The 21579-nt window shown below is 37.7% G+C and carries 21 protein-coding genes; 4 read left to right on the top strand and 17 right to left on the bottom strand.

Annotated features, from left to right (window positions below):
* Nucleotides 1-92: 92 nt before the first annotated feature.
* The 11 genes from KP78_RS12640 to KP78_RS12590 form a co-directional block, all read right to left on the bottom strand.
* The gene (locus KP78_RS12640) at nucleotides 93-1421 is read right to left on the bottom strand and encodes an MmgE/PrpD family protein (protein ID WP_041089438.1); all 1329 of its coding nucleotides are present in this window, start codon (nucleotides 1419-1421) and stop codon (nucleotides 93-95) included.
* A gap of 312 nt (nucleotides 1422-1733) precedes the next feature.
* The gene (locus KP78_RS12635; protein WP_052474797.1) at nucleotides 1734-2417 is read right to left on the bottom strand and encodes a GntR family transcriptional regulator; all 684 of its coding nucleotides are present in this window, start codon (nucleotides 2415-2417) and stop codon (nucleotides 1734-1736) included.
* A 91-nt stretch (nucleotides 2418-2508) separates the two neighbouring features.
* Nucleotides 2509-3399, bottom strand: coding sequence for an NAD(P)-dependent oxidoreductase (locus KP78_RS12630; protein ID WP_041089436.1), 891 nt, complete (start codon nucleotides 3397-3399; stop codon nucleotides 2509-2511).
* 17 nt (nucleotides 3400-3416) lie between these two features.
* Nucleotides 3417-4637, bottom strand: a complete 1221-nt coding sequence (locus KP78_RS12625; protein WP_041089434.1) for an MFS transporter — start codon at nucleotides 4635-4637, stop codon at nucleotides 3417-3419.
* Between the two features lie 57 nt (nucleotides 4638-4694).
* Nucleotides 4695-5252: a Fe-S-containing hydro-lyase gene (locus tag KP78_RS12620; protein WP_041089432.1), complete on the bottom strand. Its 558-nt coding sequence runs from the start codon at nucleotides 5250-5252 to the stop codon at nucleotides 4695-4697.
* A gap of 12 nt (nucleotides 5253-5264) precedes the next feature.
* Nucleotides 5265-6110, bottom strand: coding sequence for a fumarate hydratase (locus KP78_RS12615; RefSeq protein WP_041089430.1), 846 nt, complete (start codon nucleotides 6108-6110; stop codon nucleotides 5265-5267).
* A 10-nt stretch (nucleotides 6111-6120) separates the two neighbouring features.
* A complete protein-coding gene (locus tag KP78_RS18700; protein WP_052474795.1) occupies nucleotides 6121-6627 on the bottom strand; it encodes a PaaI family thioesterase in 507 nt (168 codons plus the stop codon).
* 13 nt (nucleotides 6628-6640) lie between these two features.
* The gene (locus KP78_RS12605) at nucleotides 6641-7999 is read right to left on the bottom strand and encodes an MmgE/PrpD family protein (RefSeq protein ID WP_041089429.1); all 1359 of its coding nucleotides are present in this window, start codon (nucleotides 7997-7999) and stop codon (nucleotides 6641-6643) included.
* A gap of 62 nt (nucleotides 8000-8061) precedes the next feature.
* The gene (locus KP78_RS12600; RefSeq protein WP_200889227.1) at nucleotides 8062-9222 is read right to left on the bottom strand and encodes an acyl-CoA dehydrogenase family protein; all 1161 of its coding nucleotides are present in this window, start codon (nucleotides 9220-9222) and stop codon (nucleotides 8062-8064) included.
* Nucleotides 9223-9252: 30 nt separating this feature from the next.
* Nucleotides 9253-10047 carry an enoyl-CoA hydratase-related protein gene (locus tag KP78_RS12595; protein WP_041089427.1) on the bottom strand — a complete coding sequence of 265 codons (795 nt, stop codon included), beginning with the start codon at nucleotides 10045-10047 and terminating at the stop codon, nucleotides 9253-9255.
* 36 nt (nucleotides 10048-10083) lie between these two features.
* Nucleotides 10084-11022, bottom strand: a complete 939-nt coding sequence (locus KP78_RS12590) for a hydroxymethylglutaryl-CoA lyase (RefSeq protein ID WP_041089425.1) — start codon at nucleotides 11020-11022, stop codon at nucleotides 10084-10086.
* Nucleotides 11023-11150: 128 nt separating this feature from the next.
* Here KP78_RS12590 and KP78_RS12585 point away from each other — a divergent pair, with 128 nt between their 5' ends.
* On the top strand, nucleotides 11151-12077 hold the full coding sequence (locus KP78_RS12585) for an AEC family transporter (RefSeq protein ID WP_041089423.1): 927 nt from the start codon (nucleotides 11151-11153) through the stop codon (nucleotides 12075-12077).
* Between the two features lie 23 nt (nucleotides 12078-12100).
* On the opposite strand, the gene pcaC is transcribed toward KP78_RS12585, so the two are convergent.
* The 3 genes from pcaC to KP78_RS12570 all read right to left on the bottom strand — a co-directional run bounded on the left by pcaC (nucleotide 12101) and on the right by KP78_RS12570 (nucleotide 14879).
* Nucleotides 12101-12481, bottom strand: a complete 381-nt coding sequence (gene pcaC, locus KP78_RS12580) for a 4-carboxymuconolactone decarboxylase (RefSeq protein WP_041089421.1) — start codon at nucleotides 12479-12481, stop codon at nucleotides 12101-12103.
* A complete protein-coding gene (locus KP78_RS12575; protein ID WP_041089419.1) occupies nucleotides 12474-13691 on the bottom strand; it encodes a CaiB/BaiF CoA transferase family protein in 1218 nt (405 codons plus the stop codon). Before KP78_RS12575 ends, pcaC begins: the two co-directional genes overlap by 8 nt.
* Before the next feature lie 156 nt (nucleotides 13692-13847).
* Nucleotides 13848-14879 carry a DctP family TRAP transporter solute-binding subunit gene (locus KP78_RS12570; protein ID WP_041089417.1) on the bottom strand — a complete coding sequence of 344 codons (1032 nt, stop codon included), beginning with the start codon at nucleotides 14877-14879 and terminating at the stop codon, nucleotides 13848-13850.
* A 660-nt stretch (nucleotides 14880-15539) separates the two neighbouring features.
* Here KP78_RS12570 and KP78_RS12565 point away from each other — a divergent pair.
* From KP78_RS12565 to KP78_RS12555, 3 genes are all read left to right on the top strand, one after another.
* A complete protein-coding gene (locus KP78_RS12565; protein ID WP_052474794.1) occupies nucleotides 15540-16025 on the top strand; it encodes a TRAP transporter small permease in 486 nt (161 codons plus the stop codon).
* Nucleotides 16025-17287, top strand: a complete 1263-nt coding sequence (locus tag KP78_RS12560; RefSeq protein ID WP_041089415.1) for a TRAP transporter large permease — start codon at nucleotides 16025-16027, stop codon at nucleotides 17285-17287. The genes KP78_RS12565 and KP78_RS12560 overlap by 1 nt, the downstream gene beginning before the upstream one ends.
* 389 nt (nucleotides 17288-17676) lie before the next feature.
* Complete coding sequence (locus tag KP78_RS12555; protein ID WP_041089414.1) at nucleotides 17677-18507, top strand: HpcH/HpaI aldolase/citrate lyase family protein; 831 nt, start codon at nucleotides 17677-17679, stop codon at nucleotides 18505-18507.
* A 463-nt stretch (nucleotides 18508-18970) separates the two neighbouring features.
* On the opposite strand, the gene KP78_RS12550 is transcribed toward KP78_RS12555, so the two are convergent.
* The 3 genes from KP78_RS12550 to KP78_RS12545 all read right to left on the bottom strand — a co-directional run bounded on the left by KP78_RS12550 (nucleotide 18971) and on the right by KP78_RS12545 (nucleotide 21494).
* Nucleotides 18971-20209, bottom strand: a complete 1239-nt coding sequence (locus KP78_RS12550) for an MFS transporter (protein ID WP_041089412.1) — start codon at nucleotides 20207-20209, stop codon at nucleotides 18971-18973.
* A 166-nt stretch (nucleotides 20210-20375) separates the two neighbouring features.
* The gene (locus tag KP78_RS19235; RefSeq protein ID WP_106388566.1) at nucleotides 20376-20510 is read right to left on the bottom strand and encodes an FbpB family small basic protein; all 135 of its coding nucleotides are present in this window, start codon (nucleotides 20508-20510) and stop codon (nucleotides 20376-20378) included.
* Nucleotides 20511-20948: 438 nt separating this feature from the next.
* Entirely contained in the window at nucleotides 20949-21494 is a 546-nt protein-coding gene (locus KP78_RS12545; protein WP_041089410.1) for a GNAT family N-acetyltransferase, read from the bottom strand.
* Nucleotides 21495-21579: the final 85 nt, after the last annotated feature.

Here is a 21579-nt window from a genome sequence, read left to right as displayed (position 1 = left end):
ATTATTTATTTTTAAATCAAATTTAGTGAAAATAAAAGAATAGAGAACAACTATTTAACAGTTGTTCCCTCTATTCAGTCGTTTGGTTCTGATTACTGAGATTTCGTTAATTTTATCAATGCTTTCAAATTATCCAGTTGATCGATTTTATACATGATATCAATAAGCTGATTCGCATGTTGACCACCGATAATAGAATGAGTCAGCTTTGTAAATTTTCTTGCTAAATCTTGATCTGACATAGGATTTTTAATACTTCCAGTAGCATTTTTTACTGCATATTCAATCTTATTTCCATCTTTTAAGTAGGCAGTGGCCATTACATCTTCTTCTTTAATATTTTTATCTACTTTTGTTGAAATCTTAGCTCTGAATTCAATTACTTTCGGATCATTCACCTTCGAATCTGCATATTGACTTTCACCTGCATCCCCTTCTAAAAAAGCAATAGCAGCAGTGTGATAAATACTAAACTTTCCAGCTAGCCCCGTCGGAGGAGTCGTTTTTCCTGTTAACTCCAATACGTAAGGGTTAACTGCAAGTTCAATTCGTTCCACTTCGTCTGCTTTTACTTGCTGACCAAGTGCAATACACGCATCTATAGAAGGATGAAGAACAATACCGCAGGCATAAGGCTTAAAAGCATTTTTCAACAACTCCCATTTCTCTCCCCATTGCACGTTTACTTTTGATAGATCATGTTCAGGAGCTAGAACATTCACAAATCCTCTCTTTGCTTCTAACACTTCAGTTGAACTTGTGAAGTTTTTCTTTGCCAATAGTGCAGCCATCAAACCATTTTGGGCGGCTTTGCCTGGATGAAATGGTTTAGTCATAGTACCGAACATTTCTCTCAATCCGAAAGATTGAGTTCCTGCAATCCCCAGTGCCCATGCCATTTGCTCTTCAGTCAAATCAAGTAATAAACCTGCAGCAACCGCGGCGCCAAATACCCCAGTAGAGCTCGTAATATGGTATCCCAGTTGATAATGGCTTGGATATACTGCGTTGGCAATACGCAATTCTGCTTCACATCCTAAAATAAATGCATGCAATGCTTTTTCACCTGGAAAATTCATTTTTTCAGCCAAAGCTAATACAACAGGTGCTACCGGACCGCTTGGATGATGGATTGTGTCAAGGTGGGTGTCATCATAATCGAAAATATGTGAAGACATGCCATTAATTAAACTGCCTAATAACAGATCGACCTTTTCGGTACGGCCAAAAATTGAAACTTGATCTGCTGAATTGATATCCTCTTTCAAAGCTAGCACCATATCAACTGATGGGTGGGTTGAAGCTCCTATCGCTGCCCCCATCCAATTTAAAAGGCTTCTCTTTCCATGAAGTTTTACATTTTCAGGGATATCGCTTGTTTTTGTTCTTACTATATTTTGTACAAGTAATTTTGTCACCATGATTATCATCAGCCCATTTCTATTATTTTCGAATCATCTTTTCCGTGAAATCATCGTCTCTAAATATGAACGTATAACTGATGTCAAAGGACACAGCAGCAAAGAGTGCCCTAGTACAATCCATTGAGCTAGATAAATAGAACAAGATTAGAGGCCTTCAATCAAATAATAATAACCCCGGACAAGTCCGAGGTCTTCATTACCTTTTTGAAAAGGTTATTATTGCATCAATCCTTCTTAGGTAGGAAGGAGCAAATTTTTCCAGTAACTACTTTCTTTCGTTTTTTAATTGAAATTCAGCGTGTAGAAACCTTATTCAACATCTATTTTTTCACTTTTCTCAATCATTTTCAGTAAATTATCTCTCGTTCTTAATATATGATTTTCAGTAACTTCTTTTAGCTTTTCTCCGTTTTTTTGTTTTGCGTATTCAACCATCAGTCGGTGTTCCTCATGTGCTTCTTTTAAATGATGTGATAGCACGCTAGGAGTATAGGAAGGAATCCCTTTCCAGAGTGTGTCAATAAAACCTTTAATTCTTCTCCAAGGACAACCTTCTCTTAAAATGTGATGGAATTGCGCGTTCAATTCCATATACTCTTCCATATCTTTTTCATCCTCTTTTAGCGCAATCATTTTCTCATATAGTCTTTCCAGCTCATTAATATCTTCATCATCCAAGAAAGGTAATGATTTCAAGACAGCCTGCCCTTCTAACAGCGCTCTCAATTGATAAATTTCTTCAACATCTTCTGCAGATATTGGCGTTACAATCGCTCCTCTTCTAGGCTCTATGCGGACAAGACCTTCTACTTCTAGCTGTCGCAATGCCTCCCGAATAGGCATCCTGCTTACGCCTAAATTTTTGGCCCATTCTTCTTGTGTGAGCCTTTCTCCCATTTTAAATTCGCCTTTTAAAATAAGTTCCCGCAGTTTCGTTGTAACTTTAAACTGCAACGTTGCTCTATCTTGATCTGATAACCTGAAATTTTCCATTTTACACCTCGTATTAACTCTTTTATATCTAGTATAAAATATAATAATTGTTATACAACTAATAATTCATTCTTGTATGATCCAGATTTGATTACCCTTTTATTTCCACCCCTACCATTTCTTCAATGTATTTTACTATAGCGGTATGATCTTGATTTCCGCCACCCTGCGTCGAAGCATGCTTCCATAACTGAAAAGCAGAGCTTGATATAAACATGGGGACTCGTTCCTCTTCTGCCATACTCATCGCGATCTTTAAATCCTTTACCATCAGATCAAGTGTAAATCCAACCTCAAATTTCCTTGTTAAGATTTGGTCTGGAAATTTATAATCACTTGAAAAGCTTTTTCCTGTGCTTGAATTTATTACGTCCAGCATTTTATTTGGATCCAGTCCAAGTTTTACACCGAGAGCCATTGCTTCTCCTGTTGCAGCTAAAGTCGTCGCTGAGATCATATTGTTTAAAGCCTTTATTGTATGACCAGCGCCTGCTTGACCGACATGAAAAACGTTTTGTCCAATACAATCTAGAAGCGGTTTTACTTCTTCAAAGTCATCAGCTTCTCCTCCTACCATGATAGATAGAGAGCCATTTTCCGCCTTTTTTACCCCACCGCTGACAGGAGCATCAATCATTCGAAAGCCCCTATTCTTCATGATCTCACTCAATTCCTTTGTAACTGAAGGCACAGAAGAGGTCATTTCAATTAATAGACTATCCGCCCGAAAGCCTTTCATTAATCCGGCATCACCCAGGATCGTTTCTTTGACGATGTAAACGTTCGGCAAAATTGTAATAATATATTGATATCTCTCCGCTAATTCAGCGGGGCTAGAGGTTGCTTCTGCTCCTAATGCTTTGAGTTTTTCAAGAGCATCAATACTTAGATCATATACCCCAACTTCTACTCCTTGCTCTAAAAATCTTTTTGCAATTCTTCCTCCCATATTGCCTAAACCAATTATTCCGATTCTCCGCATTTCCCTACCTCCCTTACTTAATTCCTTAATGGTACTTGCTGCTTTTGGCCATTTTTTAAGATCATTCTTAAAAACAATAGACCTGCTATTGAAGGCAGTATCGTGCATATCGTAATGACACCAGGCCAGCCGAAGATGGACCAGACAGCGCCAATTGCTGTTCCACCAATTGCAGCTCCGATATAATAACTGACTAAATATAAACTCGTGGCTCCGCTTCGATGGTGCTGTGCTTTTAACCCTACCCAGCTAGAAGCCATAGAATGGGAAATGAAAAACCCAAAACAGATTAACGACAATCCTGTTATGAGGAGCGGAGTTGAAGTTAGCAGCGTTAGTAAGCCCCCTGTTAACATCACAATCAGCCCAATAAAAATAACTTTGGTTAATCCGAATTGAGCGGAAAATCGTGCCGATCCCAAAGACCCAACCACACCAAATAAGTAGGTGAAATATAATAAAGAGATAAAATGAATAGACAAATTAAACGGGTTATTTTCCAAATAAAAAGGAATATACGTCCAGATACCCGAAAAACTAACCTGAATCATCATTCCAAAAAGAAACACAAATACCAGCATCGGATTTTTCAAGTGGACCGTCATACCAAATAAATCCTGCTTGAAAGAATGGTGACTTACAACGAAAAATCTAGATTGAGGCATTAGCTTGAAAAATACCAAGCTGATTAATAGGCTGATACTCGCAAGTGCATAAAAACCTGATTGCCAGCTAAAATGTTCCGTGAAATATCCGCCAAGGTAACGTCCTGCCATTCCTCCTAATGCATTACTTGAAATAAAAAGCGAGACAACTGACGCGCGATATTTAGCATCAATTTCTTCGTTTATATAAGCAATCGCTACTGCGGGTAGCCCAGCAAGCATAAAACCTATGAAAAACCTCCATAACAATAGCCATTCAAATGAATGGATGACAGGAATCAGAAAAAGAGGCAATACTGAAAGCAATAAGCTCCATCGCATTATGCCAGCACGACCGATACGATCAGAAAAAAAGCCGAACACTAACAACCCCATAACGAGTGAAAGTGTGGTAAGTGTTAGGGACAAACTTGAATAAACTGGTGTTATTTGAAATTCCCTTGAGAAAACAGGCAATAGCGGCTGCACAAGGTATAGATTTGCAAATAGGACAAGTGAAGCACTTGATAGAGACACGACCACTCTCCAAAAGTTTATCTCGTTGCTTTTATATGGAACCCTCTTTTTGTCCACTCCAATACCTTCCTTCAAAAGACAATGAGATCAATATAAGATTAACAGTATTGCATACTATTCGTTTTCTCTCTTATACTTAGTCGTCCCATCGATGTAAATATCCCCTCCATAAACATCATTTATAACGAAAACAGGGAAATTTTCGATCACTAATTTCCTAATAGCTTCCGTACCTAAATCGGGATAGGCGATTACTTCAGAAGATTTGATAGAACGGGAAATTAAAGCGGCTGCCCCTCCAACTGCACCAAAATAAACGGCCTTGTGATTCATGATTGCTTGTTTTACTTCGTCACTGCGATAGCCTTTTCCGATCATCCCTTTAAGCCCTTTTGCAATAAGCTTCGGGGTATAGGCATCCATTCGGCTGCTCGTTGTAGGACCTGCTGAACCTATTACTTCTCCGGGTTTTTCCGGCGTTGGTCCGACATAATAGAGAACCTGGTTTGTTAAATCGATTGGTAAAGGCATTCCCATTTCTTCCTGTTCGTACATTCGTTTGTGGGCGGCGTCCCTTGCTGTATAAACAACCCCTGATAATAAAACACGATCTCCCGCTTTTAACGAAACGATGTCTGAATGATTTAAAGGCAGGTCAATCTTTTTCTGCAAAATTTTCCCTCCCTACATCAAAATAGATGTTTGATGTCTGCTCGCGTGGCAATTAAGATTCACTGCTACTGGCAGTGCTGCAATGTGGCAGGCCTCCGCTTCGATTTTCACATCCAGAGCGGTGGTGCTTCCTCCCAAACCTTGAGGCCCAATTCCAAGCCGATTTATTTCCATCATCAGTTCCTCTTCCATGGCGGCAATTGTTTGGTCATGGTTGCGAATGCCTATTGGACGAAACAATGATTTTTTCGCTAAGTAGGCACACCTCTCAAAATTCCCGCCAATGCCAATTCCTACAACCAAAGGGGGGCAAGCATTTGGACCGGCTTTTTTAACGATATCTAGGACATACTCCTTAATCCCATCTACTCCATCTGAAGGCTTTAGCATTTTCAAGTCACTCATATTCTCTGCTCCGCCTCCTTTTGCAGTCATATGAATGACGATATGCTCTTCTTCAACAAGCTCAATGTGTACAATCGCCGGAGTGTTATTTCCTGTATTCTTGCGATCTAGTGGATGATGGATTATTGAATTTCTCAAGTAGCCCTCTCCGTAGCCCTTTGCAACACCTTCATTTATCGCCTCTACCAAGCTGCCACCAGTAATTTGACAGTTTTGACCTAATTCCACAATAAAAACGGCAGTTCCAGTATCCTGGCACATCGGAACCTGTTCTGCTTTTGCAATATCTGCGTTCTCAATCAATTGGGAAAGCACTTCTCTACCGGTTTCAGATTTTTCTGTCTTTAATGCCTGTGAAAAGGCAGTGTAAACATCCTCGCCTAAATTGTAATTTGCTTTTTTACACATTTCCTTTACTTCTTCGACGATCGTCTGATATTCAATTATTTTCATTTTTCCCCTCCTAGGTACGTTCTGCTGCGTTCACAATATAAAATGTACCAAGTGCTTTTGCGACCAAGTTGCCATTCTCACCCACTATAATACATTCCGATACTACAGTATTTTTTCCCCAGCGCAGGATGGAAGGCGTTGCGATCAGTCGGGAGCCTTGACCCTTTTCGATAAAATTAACCTTCATTTCTAATGTAAAAACCTTCTGATCCTCTGAAAGCTTTTTTAATATTGTAAAGCCGATCGCAATGTCTGCAAGTGTGTAAATGGAACCTCCTTGAGCAACGCCATATGTGTTTTCATTTTGCAGTCCAAGCTTCATTTCTGTAGTACCATCATCCAGTTGTTTTATTCCTAAAAACCGTCCGAATAAATGCATAGGTGTTTCTTCGGACGGTTTTAGAGAGGACTCCTGAAAATGAGAAAGAATATAACTTATATGATCCAGCTCGCGATTGGATAAAATTTCCAGTTTAGATTTAATCATTACCAGCCTTTCAGAACGTATATTATTCATTTCATCTCTCCTCTTAGCTTAGAAGACTACTTGAAAAATCCTTTAAAAGATCTGTCATGTCCCCTATTGATTCCAGCGCTAAAATATCCGCTGCAATTCGCTCTCTCTTCTCTTCAGGCAGGTCTCTAGCTAGATTTCGATATTTTTCAAGCAGATCTTTTGCCGAAACTGGATTCTCCGGATCACCTTTAGGAAAATCTGTTTTCAATTCCACAATATCTCCATTGGTATAATGAACCTCGATCCCAGCACCCCATTTTTCAGGGTAAGCAGCATTAATTTCAGGATCTAAAACAACACTTACTTTCTTCATTAATTGACGAGTCTCATTATTCCATAAAGAAGAATCATTGAAATCATCTAGATTTGCACTTCCTTTAATTAATGCCAATGCTGAGCAAAACTGTAAGCTGAATTTACTTGCATATTGAGTTTGCGGATCATTGTTATCAGTGATATCGATGGCAGCCTGATAAGTACGAACAATTACAGATTCAATTTCGGAAGGGTCGGTTTCCCTTTCATGTAGCATTTCAATTAATAAATCCACCGCATGGTGTGTATGACGGCATGAAGCATGAATCTTAAAAGAATTTTCTACAATTTTATATTTTTCTCCTAAGGCTTCCGTGATTTTCCCCTCATTATACTCTTCGCTCATCGCCTTAAAAAACCCTCGATTTCCCTCTAAAATTTTACTTGCACCTGTAAAACCTTTTTTCGCTAATAACACTGCCATTACTCCATTCATTGCCGCTTTACCAGGATGGAGCTGTTTGGTCATTGCACCATCTTCAATAAATTCCCATAGACCTGCAGCCTGTGTTCCTGCGTTGCCTAGTGCATATATGAATTCCTCTTCGTTTAAGTCCAGCAGTTTTGCAGCAGCGGCGGCGGCACCAAAGGTTCCACAAGTTGCTGTATTGTGCCAATAGTAATAATGAGAAGGAGATACAGCCTCTCCAATTCTGTAACAAACTTCATAGCCAATCACAACCGCTGTAATCAAATCTTCTCCGCTTAATTTTTTCCATTCTGCAACTGCAAGCGCTGCTGGAATCACTACTGTAGCCGCATGGATAATAGACGCTTTATGTATATCATCCAGCTCTACGATATGACTTGCAGCTCCATTGACCAGTGCAGCATTTAGGACAGATGATCTGCCTCCAGTTAAGAGAGTTGCTTGCTTCTCTCCCCCCATTTCATTAATCAGCTCGCTTATCATTTGAACAGGAGGCTTATTGGAGCCAGCGAATGCAGACCCAAAATAATCTAATATACAAAGCTTGGTAAACATTTTAACGTCATCCGGAATTTTTTCGAACGATAAATCCAAACTGTATTTTGCTAAAGCTCTGCTTAGTTCCATTTTCATTTCCCCTTTTTATAAATAAAGTTAAAGGTCCTTGTAGACTACAAGGACCCTCAGCCTTAAAACGATCTAGGTAATCCCAGAACGTGCTGGCTGACATAGCTGACAATCAAATTATTTGTTACAGGCGCTATAATAAATAAACGTGCTTCTCTAAACTTTCTTTCAATATGATACTCTGTTGCAAAGCCATAACCTCCATACGTATCCATTGCGGAGTTGGCCGCCTTCCATGTTGCTTCAGAAGCTAAGTATTTCGCCATATTTGCTTCAGCTCCACAGTTTTCATTTGCGTCAAACATTTGTGCAGCTTTGTCTCTCATAAGCTTTGCAGCTTCTATTTCCATGTAAGCACGTGAAATAGGGAATTGAACCCCTTGATTTTGCCCAATCGGACGATCAAAAACTACGCGCTCATTCGCGTATTGCACAGATTTATCAACGAAATACAAGCCATCACCAATGCTTTCCGAAGCAATTAATATCCTTTCTGCATTCATGCCGCTTAAAACATATCTAAAGCCTTTCCCTTCTTCTCCAATTAAGTTTTTAACAGGAATTTCGACATTTTCAAAAAACACTTCAGTCGTAGCATGATTGATCATCGTATCAATATCTCGAATCGTAATTCTATCCTTTTGATCATTCATATCTAAGATAAATAAACTCAGGCCATCCGTCTTTTTTGCTACTTTATCTTTCGGTGTTGTCCTTGCGAGCAATAGCATCAGATCTGAGTATCTGGCACGGGAAGTCCAAATTTTTTGTCCATTTACAACGTATTTATCGCCTTTTCGTTCTGCTGTTGTAATAATGCTCGTTGTATCACTTCCAGCTGTCGGCTCTGTAATACCAAATGCTTGGAGACGCAGTTCCCCACTTGCGATTTTCGGAAGATATCGATTCTTTTGATCTTCATTTCCATGTCGAAGGACCGCACCCATCGTATACATTTGAGCATGCCCGGCGCCTGCATTTCCTCCTGAACGGTTAATTTCCTCTAATATCACTCCCGCTTCTTCCATTCCCAATCCGGCTCCGCCATATTCTTCAGGGATTAAAACAGAAAGCCAGCCTTCCTCTGTCAGTGCCTTGATAAATTTTTCAGGATATTCATGCTTTTCATCAACCTCTTTCCAGTAATCTTCCGGAAATTTTTTGCATAGAGAACGTACGCTTTTCCTAATTAGTTCAACTTCTTCCTTCATCGTAACAGTCATGTTATTACCCTCCTATGAGCATTTCAATTTTTATTTCCCTTGCCAATTTGGCTTTCTTTTTTCATTAAAGGATAAAATCCCTTCTTTTCGATCTTCCGAGTTTGCACATGTATAATATTGATCTAATTCAATCGCAAGAGCAGTATGAATATCTGTTTGAAGCCCTGTATTAACAGACTTTTTTATAGCTTTAAGTGACAGAGGTGCATTTTTCGCAATGTCTTTCGCTATATCCAGCACCTTAGGAATCAATTCTTCTTTGCTATAAACCCCGTTTACCAAACCTGATTCCTCTGCTTTTTCAGAAGAAATATGGCTGCCTCTAAATAAAAATTCCTTTGCCAAGCCAACAGGTATGGTCCTAGGCAAAAGCTGTGTTCCTCCAACCCCTGGAATAATGCCGATCGTCACTTCAGGCAACCCCATTTTTGCATGCTCTGCTATATAACGAAGATCACAGCTTAATGCCATTTCCATTCCTCCGCCAAGAGCAAAACCATTTACAGCTGCAATTACAGGAAGCGGAAATTCTCTAATCAGACTGTATGCGTTTTCAAAAACGTCATGCTGGTGCTTCCACTGTTCATTCGTCATTCCTTTACGTTCTTTTAAATCAGCCCCTACACAAAAGCTTTTATCGCCAGCCGCGGTCAGCACCAACACCCGTAAGTCTTTTTTTTCTTTTAATTCTGTTAAACATTCAATTAATTCCATTGCCATTTTTGTATTTAAAGCGTTAAGTGAATCTGGTCGATTCAACTCAATCTTATAGACATAATGTGATACATACTCTTTATTCAGTGTGATCGTTTCCCACTCTTTCATCACGTTAACCTCCAGGAAATTATTCTTTTGACGACTCTATTGTGCAGATACAGAATCAGGAATTGGATATTTCCGATCGAAGGTACCTGCTTTCAGGATATAGCTCGGTGTGTCATGTTCTACAATTTTATTTAATAAAGCAGATGCCACCAATAACTCCTCCAGGCGGATTCCTGTGTCAATTCCCATGCTGTGGAGCATATGGACAACATCTTCTGTACATACATTTCCAGTTGCACCAGGGGCAAATGGACATCCCCCCAAACCTCCAAGTGCGGTATCGTAGCTGTTAATTCCAGCTTGTATGCCAGCTAAAATATTGGAAAGTCCCATCCCCCGTGTATTATGAAAATGCAGACCAAATTGCTGATTAGAATATAATGAACGTACTTCTTTCATAAGGTTATAAACTTGATATGGATTTGCCATCCCGGTTGTATCAGCCAGTGTAATCATTTCAACGTTCAAACTGCTCACTTCCTCAACCAACGATTTCACTCTGTTTGGTGAAACCTCTCCTTCAAATGGGCATCCAAATGCTGTGGCAATCGTGACATATAGCGTTATGTCCTGCTTACTGCAAAAATCTTGAATTCTCGCTAATTCTTTTAGTGAATCCTCTGTGGACTTATGAACATTTTGTAAATTGTGCGTATTGCTGGCAGAAAAAACAAAGTTTACACGCTCCACACCATAATCATGTGCTTTCTCTGTTCCTTTTAAATTCGGAACCAGCGCAACAAGATTAGCGTTTTGTTTTTCCTTAGAAAGATCGGAATATAAATCTCCACTGTTAGCCATCTGAGGAACAAGCTTTGGATGGACAAATGATCCAAATTCAATCATTGTTATATTGGCTTTTGTTAATTGGTCAAATAATGATTTTTTTTCATTCAAACTAACAATTTTCTTTTCCAGCTGTAATCCATCACGTAAAACGACCTCATTTATGAATACTTTCTTAGGCAGCTCCATTTGTCAGCCTCCTTTCAAATATACCGTATCCAATATCCTTTGTGCTAAATTATTTAATAATTTTATTAAATCTGAATATTTATGTTATATTTTTATTACTTACCATTTATCCCTAAGGAGATTAATTAATGGAGATTTTAATAATTTTTATAAATGTCATTCTTCCAATTCTTATACTTATCGGTTTCGGATCGCTTCTTCACAGTAAATTTCATCTCGATTTACATACATTAGCTAAGCTGAATATTTATTATCTAGTTCCTGGCCTTATCCTCGTTCGCCTTTATGAAGCTGAATTGGATTGGAATTTATTTATAAACGTGTTCACCTTTTTCATTATTTTAGGTGTGATTTTGTATTTTGTATCCAATATAATCAGTCGTATGTTCCGTTTCAGTAAAAGCTTGCGTATCGCTTTTTCACATAGCACCCTTTTTTATAATTCTGGAAATTATGGAGTACCTGTTAATGATTTAGTTTTCCGACAAGACCCCGCCGCCATGGCGGTTCAGGTTTTAATCCTTACATTTCAAAACCTGCTAGTATACTCTTATGGAATCATCACTCTACAGCCTATGTTCAAAAATAAATTAAAAGCATTTATTCCCTACTTTAAAATGCCTGTAACATATGCCATGATTGCAGGCATCACTTTGAATGCTTTTAATCTTTCTTTCCCGCAATTTTTATACATACCGGGCACTTACATTGCAGATGCGTTAATTGCTATGGCATTATTAACACTTGGAGCACAGGTTATACAGCTAAATTTCACTAAAAATATGCTTTCTGTTTATTTGAGCATCACTGTACGGCTTATGCTAAGTCCACTTATTGCTATTGTGATTATTTCTTTTCTGGATGTTGATTCGACAACCGCCCAAGCAATGTTTATTGCTTCAGCCGTACCAAGCTCGGTAAATAGTGCCATAATCGCTCAAGAATATAAAAATGAAACATCATTTGCTGCTCAAGCAGTGCTTGCTTCCACCATTTTCAGTGCATTGACGGTAACAGTTGTGATCTATTTATCCAATATTATCTTTGCAGCATAAAACATATTGAGATTTACACCGTCTTATTCCTTATCCATCTCGTCAAATACTTCTTTAGCCGATCTAAAGCTGTCAATTGCTGCTGGGACTCCGCAATAAATGGCAGCTTGTAAAAATACTTCTTGTATATCATCCTTACTCAGACCGTTATTAACAGCTCCTCTAACATGAAGCTTTAATTCATGCGGTCTGTTTAAAGCTGTAAGCATGGCAAGATTCAGCATACTTCTTGTTTTCTTTGGAAGTCCTTCTCTTGCCCATATTTCACCCCAGCAATACTCTGTAACTAATTCCTGCATCGGCCTATTAAAATCTGTTGCGTTTTGAATCGATTGATCTACATACTCTGCTCCCAAAACACTTCTTCTTATTTCTAAACCTTTTTCAAATTTTTCTTTATTCATATACACTCCCCAATTCTTTTTTAATTTGGATAACACCTTTTTGAATCAGCTGATTAATGACACTCTCGGAAACTCCTTTTTCTTCTAAAATCGAGATGGTATCCTCCCCGAGCAAAGGTGGAGATTTCGATATCTCTAAAGGTGACTCAGATAATCGAACCGGAAGTCTTGTTAGCTTAAGTTCAGCAATAAGAGGATGATCAATTTGCTTGAACATCATTGTGCTCTCTGTTTGCGGATTATTTATTATAGAGGAGATATTTTGAATAATTGAACTTGGAATTTCCGCAGCTTCAATTTTTTCAATCCAGTAAATAGCCCCTTTTTTAATAAGAACATTATTAATGGCCTTGTTTAGTGCATTTCTATTATTAACTCTTGAAATATTTGATTCAAATCGCGGGTCCTTAATCCATTCTTCTTTTCCTAACGCAATACTTAGTTTATGAAATTGAGTATCATTTGAAATACCGATCATAATCTCTTTATCAGCAGTTTTAAACGATCCATAAGGTGCAAAAGCTGCATGACCAGCCCCCATTCTGACTGGCTCCTTACCCGTAGCCATGTATGAAAGCGTATGATAGCCTGTCCAAAACACGCCTGTTTCATACAGTGAGGTTTCTACCTTTTGACCCTCACCGCTTTTCTCACGATGAAGCAGTGCTGAAAGAATTCCGATTGCACCCCACATAGCACTGCCTTGATCCAAGATCGATACCGGAGCTCGTGATACATCACCGTCTTCATCACCATTTATACTCATAATTCCTGTCTCAGCCTGCACAACCGCATCATATCCAGGCTTGCTGCTTTTCGGTCCAGATTGTCCATAGGCTGAAAGAGAGCAATAAATTAATTTTGGATTAATAGCTTTTAATTGCTCATACCCAAAGCCCATCTTTTCAGCCTTGCCTAATCTGAAATTTTCAACAAATATATCTGCATCTTTAATGAAACTCAAAAGAAGTTCCTTACCTTCTTCACTTTTCAGATCAATTACGATAGATCGCTTATTTCTGTTTATTTGCAGATAATAGACCCCCTCTCCCTCCCATAAGGGTCCCATTTTTCTGGAATCATCACCAATAACGGGTCTTTCAATTTTAATTACATCGGCCCCCAAATCTCCTAAGATCATGGTTAAACTTGGTCCTGAAATATTCGTAGTGATATCTATTACTGTTTTCCCTTGTAAAGGTGCTGCCATCGCATTCCCTCCATTCATATATGTTTTATATCGAGGATGCTAAATCCAATACGATAAAAATATTTCTACTTATATTATGTTGATCGCAAGTATTTAAGATGCTTGTGAAAAGTTAACGCTATAAAAGCCGCTAACTTTTCAGTTTTATAATAGCGGTTATTGTTCAGAGGCAGTGCGTGCGGCTTCAATTACGTCAGCACCAATCGCCTCTTCATATTCCTCATAAACAGGCTCCAGCGCAGAGCGGAATTCTTCAATTTGCTCCGGAGTTAATTCAATAATCTCAACCATTCCTCGTTCTTTAATTATTTCATAGGCTTCTTCATTAAGTTTTATCGCTTCTTCCCTTGCTACTCTTGTACCCTCAGCTAAACCTGCTTCAACGATTTCTCGTGTAGCATCATTCATACTTTCCCAAAATTCTGTGTTGGTAAATACCGCATAATCAACTCGAGTATGGTTCATCACTGTCATATGGCTCTGTACCTCATCAAACTTTTTGGATTCAATATTACTAAATGTATTTTCCTGCCCGTCAACTACACCTTGATCAAGAGCTGTATATAATTCTCCAAAAGGAATGGACTCAGAACCCGCTCCAAGTTCAGAATAGAGGGATTCTAAAACTTGTCCTCCCTGCGTCCGGAATTTCAACCCTTCAAAATCAGCTGGTGAATCAATGGCTCTCTTATTATTAGTAATTTGCTTCCCGCCGTTAGGCCACATGGACAAGCCAAGTACTCCATCATCTGTTAGGCTGGTTAAAATTTCTTGACCCTTTTCACCATCCCAAAAGGCGATAGCCGCTGCGTCGTCTTCAAATAAAAATGGAAGCGCAGGGACGTTAAATTGAGGGTTATTCCCTACAAATTTCGTTAAATCTGGTGCAATAAATTGTATGTTATTAGCTGCTAGGTTTTGATATTCATCCTGATCGCCAAACAATGAGCTGTTCGGATATATTTCTAATTCTATTTTCCCATCAGATTCAGCTTCTATATATTCCTTCATTGCCAATGCCCCTTGATGCTTTGGGGTGTTTTCTGCTACCACATGTGCAAACTTAAGGGTCATTTCCTCTACACCGTCTCCATCTCCAGACGATCCACCCGAAGAACTATCATCGCCACATGCTGCCAACATGATGATTACCGTTAATAGAAAAAAAGTTAATGTATATTTCTTCATCATTACTCCCCCATATCATTTTTTTGGTATAGAAATAATATTTGATTCTTTTAATTTTTCACTCCTTTCACCCAATAATTTTTTGTAAGCGTTATCATAAATCATTAAAAAAACTCTTGCATAGATGTTTCTTAGCTAATAAATACCTTAATACCAAAGAATTTACGTCAAACTTATTGGTTATTGGATACAATTTAATAACAAATTATCACATATGAAAATTGTTGTAAAGAATATTTTTAAATTTTGTGATAATTCAAAAATTATACTTGTTGTTCATTTGAAATTATATTATTATGTATTTTGTAACCTCGTATCCAAAATACAAGAGTTTAAAAGGAGGGCTTAAATTCCTATATTTCTAAAAATAGAATGGAGATTTTCTATCGTTTTTAAATAATCACTCGAAGTTATCAGAGTAATTATGCTTTAAATGTCTCCAGATCAACAAATTCATTAGATACTCAATATTGGATCCTAAATACATGTATATATTATTCAATTTTTTTAAATAATTTTGTAAGCGCTTTCTGTTATTTTCTGTAGAAATAATAAACTTGAGGACAAAGTCTGATTAAACGATCAAAAAAATTATCCTTTTAGATCATCTTTTTGATCATTGGATCCTAAATACAAAATTACAGAGGAGGAAATAATTTGATGAAAGCATTAACACTAATTGAAAATACGATATCTGGAATACTTTTTGTATTTGGAATTGGAATAAGTCTATATTCAGTGTTTACGAGGTATGTTTTAGGACAATCTCAAAGCTGGGCAACAGAAATTTATACCATGATGCTTGTATGGGCAATTTTTATTGGATTCTCCACTGCCCTGCGAGAAAACAAACATATATCAATTGACATTCTATACGATAAAGCAGGTCCTGCCCTTAAAAAGTTTTGTCAGATGATAACTCTATTAGTTGGTATCGGCTTTAGTCTATTCATTGCTTGGACCGGTATGGAGATGGTTCTAACAGCATATGACCAAGGAATAAAAACCATTGATGTCGGCGTTCCTGTATGGATAAATTACTTAATTATGCCCATTACTGGTGTGTTACTATTTATTCGTTTTTGTGAAAAAGCATATCGATTTTTTATTAAAAAAGAAACAGAGATAAGTGAGGTGGATTATTAATGGCAGCAATTGTCGTAATTACGTTATTATTTGTGTTTGCTTTTCTTAGAGTTCCTATCGCAATTAGTTTAGGTGTTTCAAGTATTATAGGGCTTTGGATGGTCGATTTCTCCCTTAATACCGTAATTCAAAAAATGTTTACAGGAGTAAATAGCACAACACTGATGGCGATTCCCGGATTTGTGTTTGCAGGCTTAATTATGGCAAAAGGAGGAATATCAAAGTACTTAATAGATTGTATTCGCGTATGGATTGGACATACAAAAGGAGGATTATCGATTGTTACAGTCGTCACCTGTATGATATTTGCTGCTATCTCAGGATCGAGTCCTGCTACTGCAGCAGCGATAGGAGCCATTATGATCCCCATGATGGTTAAGGCTGGCTATGATAAGAAATATACAATGGGATTAGTAGCTTCAGCTGGTACATTAGGAATTTTGATTCCACCTTCCATACCCCTTATTCTATATGGGTCCGTTGCGGAGCAGTCGACCGGCAGGCTATTTTCAGCAGGGATTTTACCTGGCATATTGTTAGGTTTTGCCCTGATGGTTTATGCCGTGATTGTAGCTTATAGAAAAGGATATGGCGGTTTAGAAAAAATACCTCTTCAAGATCGATGGAGACCAACCTTAAAAGCTGTTTGGGGCCTGATTATGCCTATTTTAATTTTAGGGAGCATCTATTCAGGTATTGTTACACCAACAGAAGCTTCATTTCTAGCTGCCCTATATGCCATCATAGTTTCTATTTTTATCTACAAAGAATTATCGTTTAGTAATTTCAGCGAAATTCTAAAAGAATCAATTAACACTACTTCTATGATCTTTTTAATCATTGCTGCAGCTCTTGTTTTTGGTATGTTTTTAACTACCGAACAAGTGCCTCAAGACTTTGCTGCATGGGTAAGTGACAGCGGGTTTAATAAATGGATGTTTTTACTCGTTGTAAGTCTGCTGTTTTTTGTACTAGGGATGTTCTTGGAGCCGACTGCGATCATTTTAATTACACTTCCAATCTTCCTGCCGATTATTTCAGCATTGGAAATCGACGTCATTCATTTTGCTATTATTATGGTCGTCAATATGGAAATCGGAATGATTACCCCTCCTGTAGGATTAAATCTATTTGTGGTCAGCGGGATAAGTGAGGAAAAAGTGGAAAAGGTCATAAGGGGCGTAGTACCATTTTTCGCTATCTTTATAATCGTTCTTATCCTGATCATTATTTTCCCGCAAATTTCTCTATTCCTAACTTAATTGCGTGGCTCTGTAAAACTTGTTTGTTGATTTCCGCTGCCCGCGTTCGCTTTCCGCGGGCGGTCCGACGCTCCACGGCGCTATGCGGAGGGCACTGAAAAAGTAAGGTTTTCAAAAATAGCGAAAAATTAATCTCCACTTTATCTCTCTTTTTTCATAATATTGTAGTGGTTATGTCCCACAATCAATCGTAAAATCACTGTTATTTGGGGAATTGATTTTACGAGTTTGAAAATGAGCGACTTTTTCAGCAGCCTAGCTATGCGCCTGTGGGGGTCTCCCTTTGATTCACATTCCCTCAGGAGTTCACATATCCGCTCCAATCAACATCGCGCAAAAATCAACATCATCTTTAATATAACTAATAGTTTAAAGGATGTGGGTAAACTATGATTAAGTCGTATTTATTTGTACCTGGGAATCGGCCAGATCGAATACAAAAGGCAATTAATGGTGAGGCTGAGGCTATAATCATCGATCTTGAAGATGCCATTCCCTCAAGCGAAAAAGAAAGAATTCGGGAAGTGGTTAGAAATGTTCTGACTACTTGCACTAACCCCTTATCTAAAAAAATATTTGTCAGAATAAACGATGTTACTACTGATTATTATGATGAAGATGTTTTAATGGTTGCATCTTTCCCACAGGTTGGCGTGATGCTTGCCAAAAGCGAATCAGCCAAGGATATTCAGAATCTAGTAAATGAGCTTTCAGATGATCAACAAATTATTCCACTTATCGAAAGTGCAAAAGGTGTTTTAATATCATTTGATATTGCTTCAGCCAGCAGCTGTGTCTCACGGTTAGCTTTTGGTGCTTTAGATTATTGTCTAGACTTAGACATAACGGTTACTGTACATGGTCAAGAATTAATTTATCCAAGATCCCTCCTAGCTGTTGCATCAAAAGCAGCAGGGATTGCACCTCCAATTGATACAGTATATGTAGACATTACGAATGAGGATGGATTAATACAGGAGACTCATCGTGCGAAAGACCTTGGCATGACTGCGAAACTATGCATTCATCCCAATCAAGTAAAACAAGTAAATGCGATTTTTTCCCCTTCTCTTGAGGAAATAAAATGGTGCGAGAAAATTGTTGAGGCATATGAAAAGGCCGAAAAAAACGGGTTATCTGCCATACAGTTGAATAATAAAATGGTGGACTTTCCCGTTTATAAAAAAGCGATTTCAATACTAGAAAGAGCAGTTTATTAAAAATCACAATAAGAATGCCCCGTCTTTTTCAATTTAGTAGGTGGGGCTTTATCTAAACTACTTTGATGATATTAAGTAGCGAATATAAAAATCCTCTGTAAAGTTTTACTTATGGAGTGTATGGTTAGATACAATATGTGTTCGAACGACTGCCTTAAGAGTCTCTACCCTCATTTTCCCCAAAAAATAGTTTATTAATCCACTCAATACTTTAGCTGAATCTCCCTTATTTCAATAATCATCTGAAAGAGCATACATAATCTTTCTATTAATGAGGTATAATTCATTTTATTTCTGTCCATGACAAGCCAATAATTTCTCCAGTTTTCAAAATTTAATCCCTAGTTTTAGAAATTGCCCTATAATATTAATTTAATCAGTGTATTCTTCACGAACACTCCCCTCTCTGCTATGTTCATTCACTTCCTTGAAAGATTAATTTGTTTTCTTAGCTCGAGCGTAATCACTCATTATTTTGCCATTCTATAATTGTTTTATCAGTTGGTAAGAAATAAGAAGTTATTCCTAAAACGGGTAGTAACGAAATAGCGATCATAATGGTTGTTAGTCCAAATTGATCAATTAAAGCTCCAATTGCCACTGCACCAATCGCTCCCATTCCAAAAGCAAATCCAATTGTCAGACCGGATACAGTCCCAATCCTGCCTGGGAACAGCTCTTGTGCGTAAACTACTGTAACAGAAAAACTGGATAATAGAATTAGCCCAATAAGTGCAAGTAAGAAATAGGCCGTAACAGGACCTGCAAATGGGAGAGCAAAAGTAAGCGGTATAGAAGCCATGATAGAGGTGATGATCACGGTGCGTTTTCCAAATCGATCAGCCAATGGACCGCCTAAAAATGTTCCAACAGCCCCCATCACTAAAAATAAAAATACATACCCTTGTGAAGCTTGAATGCTTACCCCATACTTCTCAATCACATAAAAAGCATAAAAACTTGCAATGGACGTTCCGTACCAGGATCGTGCAAAGATAATAAAAAGAATGATGGAAGCAGCAAAGTTCGCTGCTTTTTTATTGGCAAGGCTTCTGGCTGTTGTGCTTATTTTTCCCGTTTTTTCCGGCAGCGAAGGAAGCTTCACTTTATACCATTTAGCAATATAAATAAGCAGAATGACAGCTAATGCCGCTACTAAAGTAAAATAGACGATGCCTGGTTGACCTAACGGCACTAACACAAGTGCCGTAATCAAAGGAGCAAGGGCCTGTCCAGAATTCCCTCCTACTTGATAAATCGATTGTGCAAGTCCCCTTCGTGATCCGGCAGCCATATAAGCTACTCTTGAACCTTCAGGATGAAAAACAGCAGACCCTACCCCAATAAAAAAAACGAAAAATAACACCATTTTAAAGGATGGTGAAAAAGCCAAACCAAGAATTCCAAGCATGCTGATGGATAATCCGATTGGAAGTGCATATGGTACAGGTTTCTTATCCGTATAAGCTCCAATAATTGGCTGCAAAACGGAAGAAACAATATTAAGTGTAAACGCGATGAAACCGAGCTGAGTATACGTCAGACTCATCGACTTTTCCAAGATTGGAAACATCGCAGGGATGACTGATTGAAGCGAATCGTTTAATAAATGGCATAACCCAATTATAAATAAAACATGGTATGTAGTCTTTTGTTGTTGCTGAAATGATGATTTTTCTAATGCTGCAGTGTTTGAGGTCATGTAATCTAGCCTTTCTCGTATGATGGTGAGAATAATTTTCCATTAGGTAAATAATAACACTTACTCTCTATAAATCTATATCGTTTTTGAATTCAAGGATAAAAACTTCTATTTAAGAATAAAAAAGAGACCTACCTGCAAGGGGTAAGCCTCTTCAATAATACTGTTAAGCGAGCTTTTTATTATCATAGCGCTTTTCAATGCGTTCTTCTATTTTTTCCAATGCTTCTTTATTGTTAAGAATTTCTTTTTTATTTTCATTGACTAGCTCTTGAAACGATTTTGCATATTTCTTACCCACTTTACTCCTCCTAATCTATTTATGTTTATGTCAAACAAATTCAAAAGTTAAATGTCTGAAAAAACTTTATATTCATAATTATACATCAATAACATCTCGCTGATTAATGAAAATGTGACGATTATATGTATATACGTGTTCATTGATTATATGAATTATATTTTTTTAGCTTTGATAAACGTGTCTGTTGATTGCAGCACACAGGCGCTCCAATCAACGATGTGAAAAAATCAACAATAGTCTTTATCATTCTCTTTTGTATAAAACAATAGGGCTGCCCTATTAATCGACTTTTCCATCGACTTAAAGACAGCCCGTTTTTATACTTATTTTGATTTTTAAAAATTTTATTTACTAATTTAGTTATTTCACTCGCCCTTCAGTTATTTAGTACTGAGCTGATAAAGTTTTCTTCTCATACGGCAAATATATGATGAACTATTTTCCTTTCCATTCTTCAGCCAATATTCCATAAACTACATGGTCAACATAATGATCATATAGCCATTCCGATTGTCTAATAACCCCTTCCTTTACGTAACCCAGTCTCTCAGGAATTCCTCTGCTTTTCTTATTTTCTATCGCGGCTCTAATTTCAATTTTGTTCAAGTTTAAGTCATTAAAAGCATAATCAGTCAAAGCTCTGGCTGTCTTTGTCATAATGCCGTTTCCTTGGTGGCCTTTTCCAAGCCAGTAGCCAATATACGCGATTCTATTCTCCCAATCGATTGAGTTATAACCTGCAACACCGACGATCTGCTCCTTAAAAATAATAACGGTATTCATACTTTTATTCTCAGCAAAACCGTTTAAACATATTTTTATAAATTCTTTTGTATCTTCAAGTTTTGTCGTTTTATCCAGCCAAGGGAGCCAAGCTCTCAGGTGGTCTCTTGAATTATTTGTTAAATCAAAAACCCTTTCGTCATCACTTAATTCGATCAATTTTAACGATACATCCTCATCAATTTTATGTATAAACATAATTATCCTCCTAACTGGAAAATGATTCTTCTTATGATTAATCCCCACTTTGTTGAGCTGTTGGGATCGACTTAATTTTCACTAT

Origin of the sequence: Jeotgalibacillus soli, assembly GCF_000829435.1 — a bacterium.
In the GTDB taxonomy this organism is placed as follows: Bacteria; Bacillota; Bacilli; order Bacillales; family Jeotgalibacillaceae; genus Jeotgalibacillus; species Jeotgalibacillus soli.
Note: the sequence above shows the minus strand (reverse complement) of the source record. Positions and strands in the feature narration are given on the sequence as shown.

Excerpts from the sequence above, each read along its gene's own strand:
- KP78_RS12590 (WP_041089425.1), bottom strand. The coding sequence starts at position 11,022 with ATGGAGCTGCCTAAGAAAGTATTCATAAATGAGGTCGTTTTACGTGAT.
- KP78_RS12570 (WP_041089417.1), bottom strand. The coding sequence starts at position 14,879 with ATGAAGAAATATACATTAACTTTTTTTCTATTAACGGTAATCATCATG.
- KP78_RS12635 (WP_052474797.1), bottom strand. The coding sequence starts at position 2,417 with ATGGAAAATTTCAGGTTATCAGATCAAGATAGAGCAACGTTGCAGTTT.
- KP78_RS12545 (WP_041089410.1), bottom strand. The coding sequence starts at position 21,494 with ATGTTTATACATAAAATTGATGAGGATGTATCGTTAAAATTGATCGAA.
- KP78_RS18700 (WP_052474795.1), bottom strand. The coding sequence starts at position 6,627 with ATGAATAATATACGTTCTGAAAGGCTGGTAATGATTAAATCTAAACTG.
- KP78_RS12615 (WP_041089430.1), bottom strand. The coding sequence starts at position 6,110 with ATGAAAATAATTGAATATCAGACGATCGTCGAAGAAGTAAAGGAAATG.
- KP78_RS12630 (WP_041089436.1), bottom strand. The coding sequence starts at position 3,399 with ATGCGGAGAATCGGAATAATTGGTTTAGGCAATATGGGAGGAAGAATT.
- KP78_RS12640 (WP_041089438.1), bottom strand. The coding sequence starts at position 1,421 with ATGGTGACAAAATTACTTGTACAAAATATAGTAAGAACAAAAACAAGC.
- KP78_RS12565 (WP_052474794.1), top strand. The coding sequence starts at position 15,540 with ATGAAAGCATTAACACTAATTGAAAATACGATATCTGGAATACTTTTT.
- pcaC (WP_041089421.1), bottom strand. The coding sequence starts at position 12,481 with ATGAATAAAGAAAAATTTGAAAAAGGTTTAGAAATAAGAAGAAGTGTT.
- KP78_RS12560 (WP_041089415.1), top strand. The coding sequence starts at position 16,025 with ATGGCAGCAATTGTCGTAATTACGTTATTATTTGTGTTTGCTTTTCTT.
- KP78_RS12585 (WP_041089423.1), top strand. The coding sequence starts at position 11,151 with ATGGAGATTTTAATAATTTTTATAAATGTCATTCTTCCAATTCTTATA.
- KP78_RS12555 (WP_041089414.1), top strand. The coding sequence starts at position 17,677 with ATGATTAAGTCGTATTTATTTGTACCTGGGAATCGGCCAGATCGAATA.
- KP78_RS12595 (WP_041089427.1), bottom strand. The coding sequence starts at position 10,047 with ATGAAAGAGTGGGAAACGATCACACTGAATAAAGAGTATGTATCACAT.
- KP78_RS12600 (WP_200889227.1), bottom strand. The coding sequence starts at position 9,222 with ATGACTGTTACGATGAAGGAAGAAGTTGAACTAATTAGGAAAAGCGTA.
- KP78_RS12550 (WP_041089412.1), bottom strand. The coding sequence starts at position 20,209 with ATGACCTCAAACACTGCAGCATTAGAAAAATCATCATTTCAGCAACAA.
- KP78_RS12605 (WP_041089429.1), bottom strand. The coding sequence starts at position 7,999 with ATGGAACTAAGCAGAGCTTTAGCAAAATACAGTTTGGATTTATCGTTC.
- KP78_RS12575 (WP_041089419.1), bottom strand. The coding sequence starts at position 13,691 with ATGGCAGCACCTTTACAAGGGAAAACAGTAATAGATATCACTACGAAT.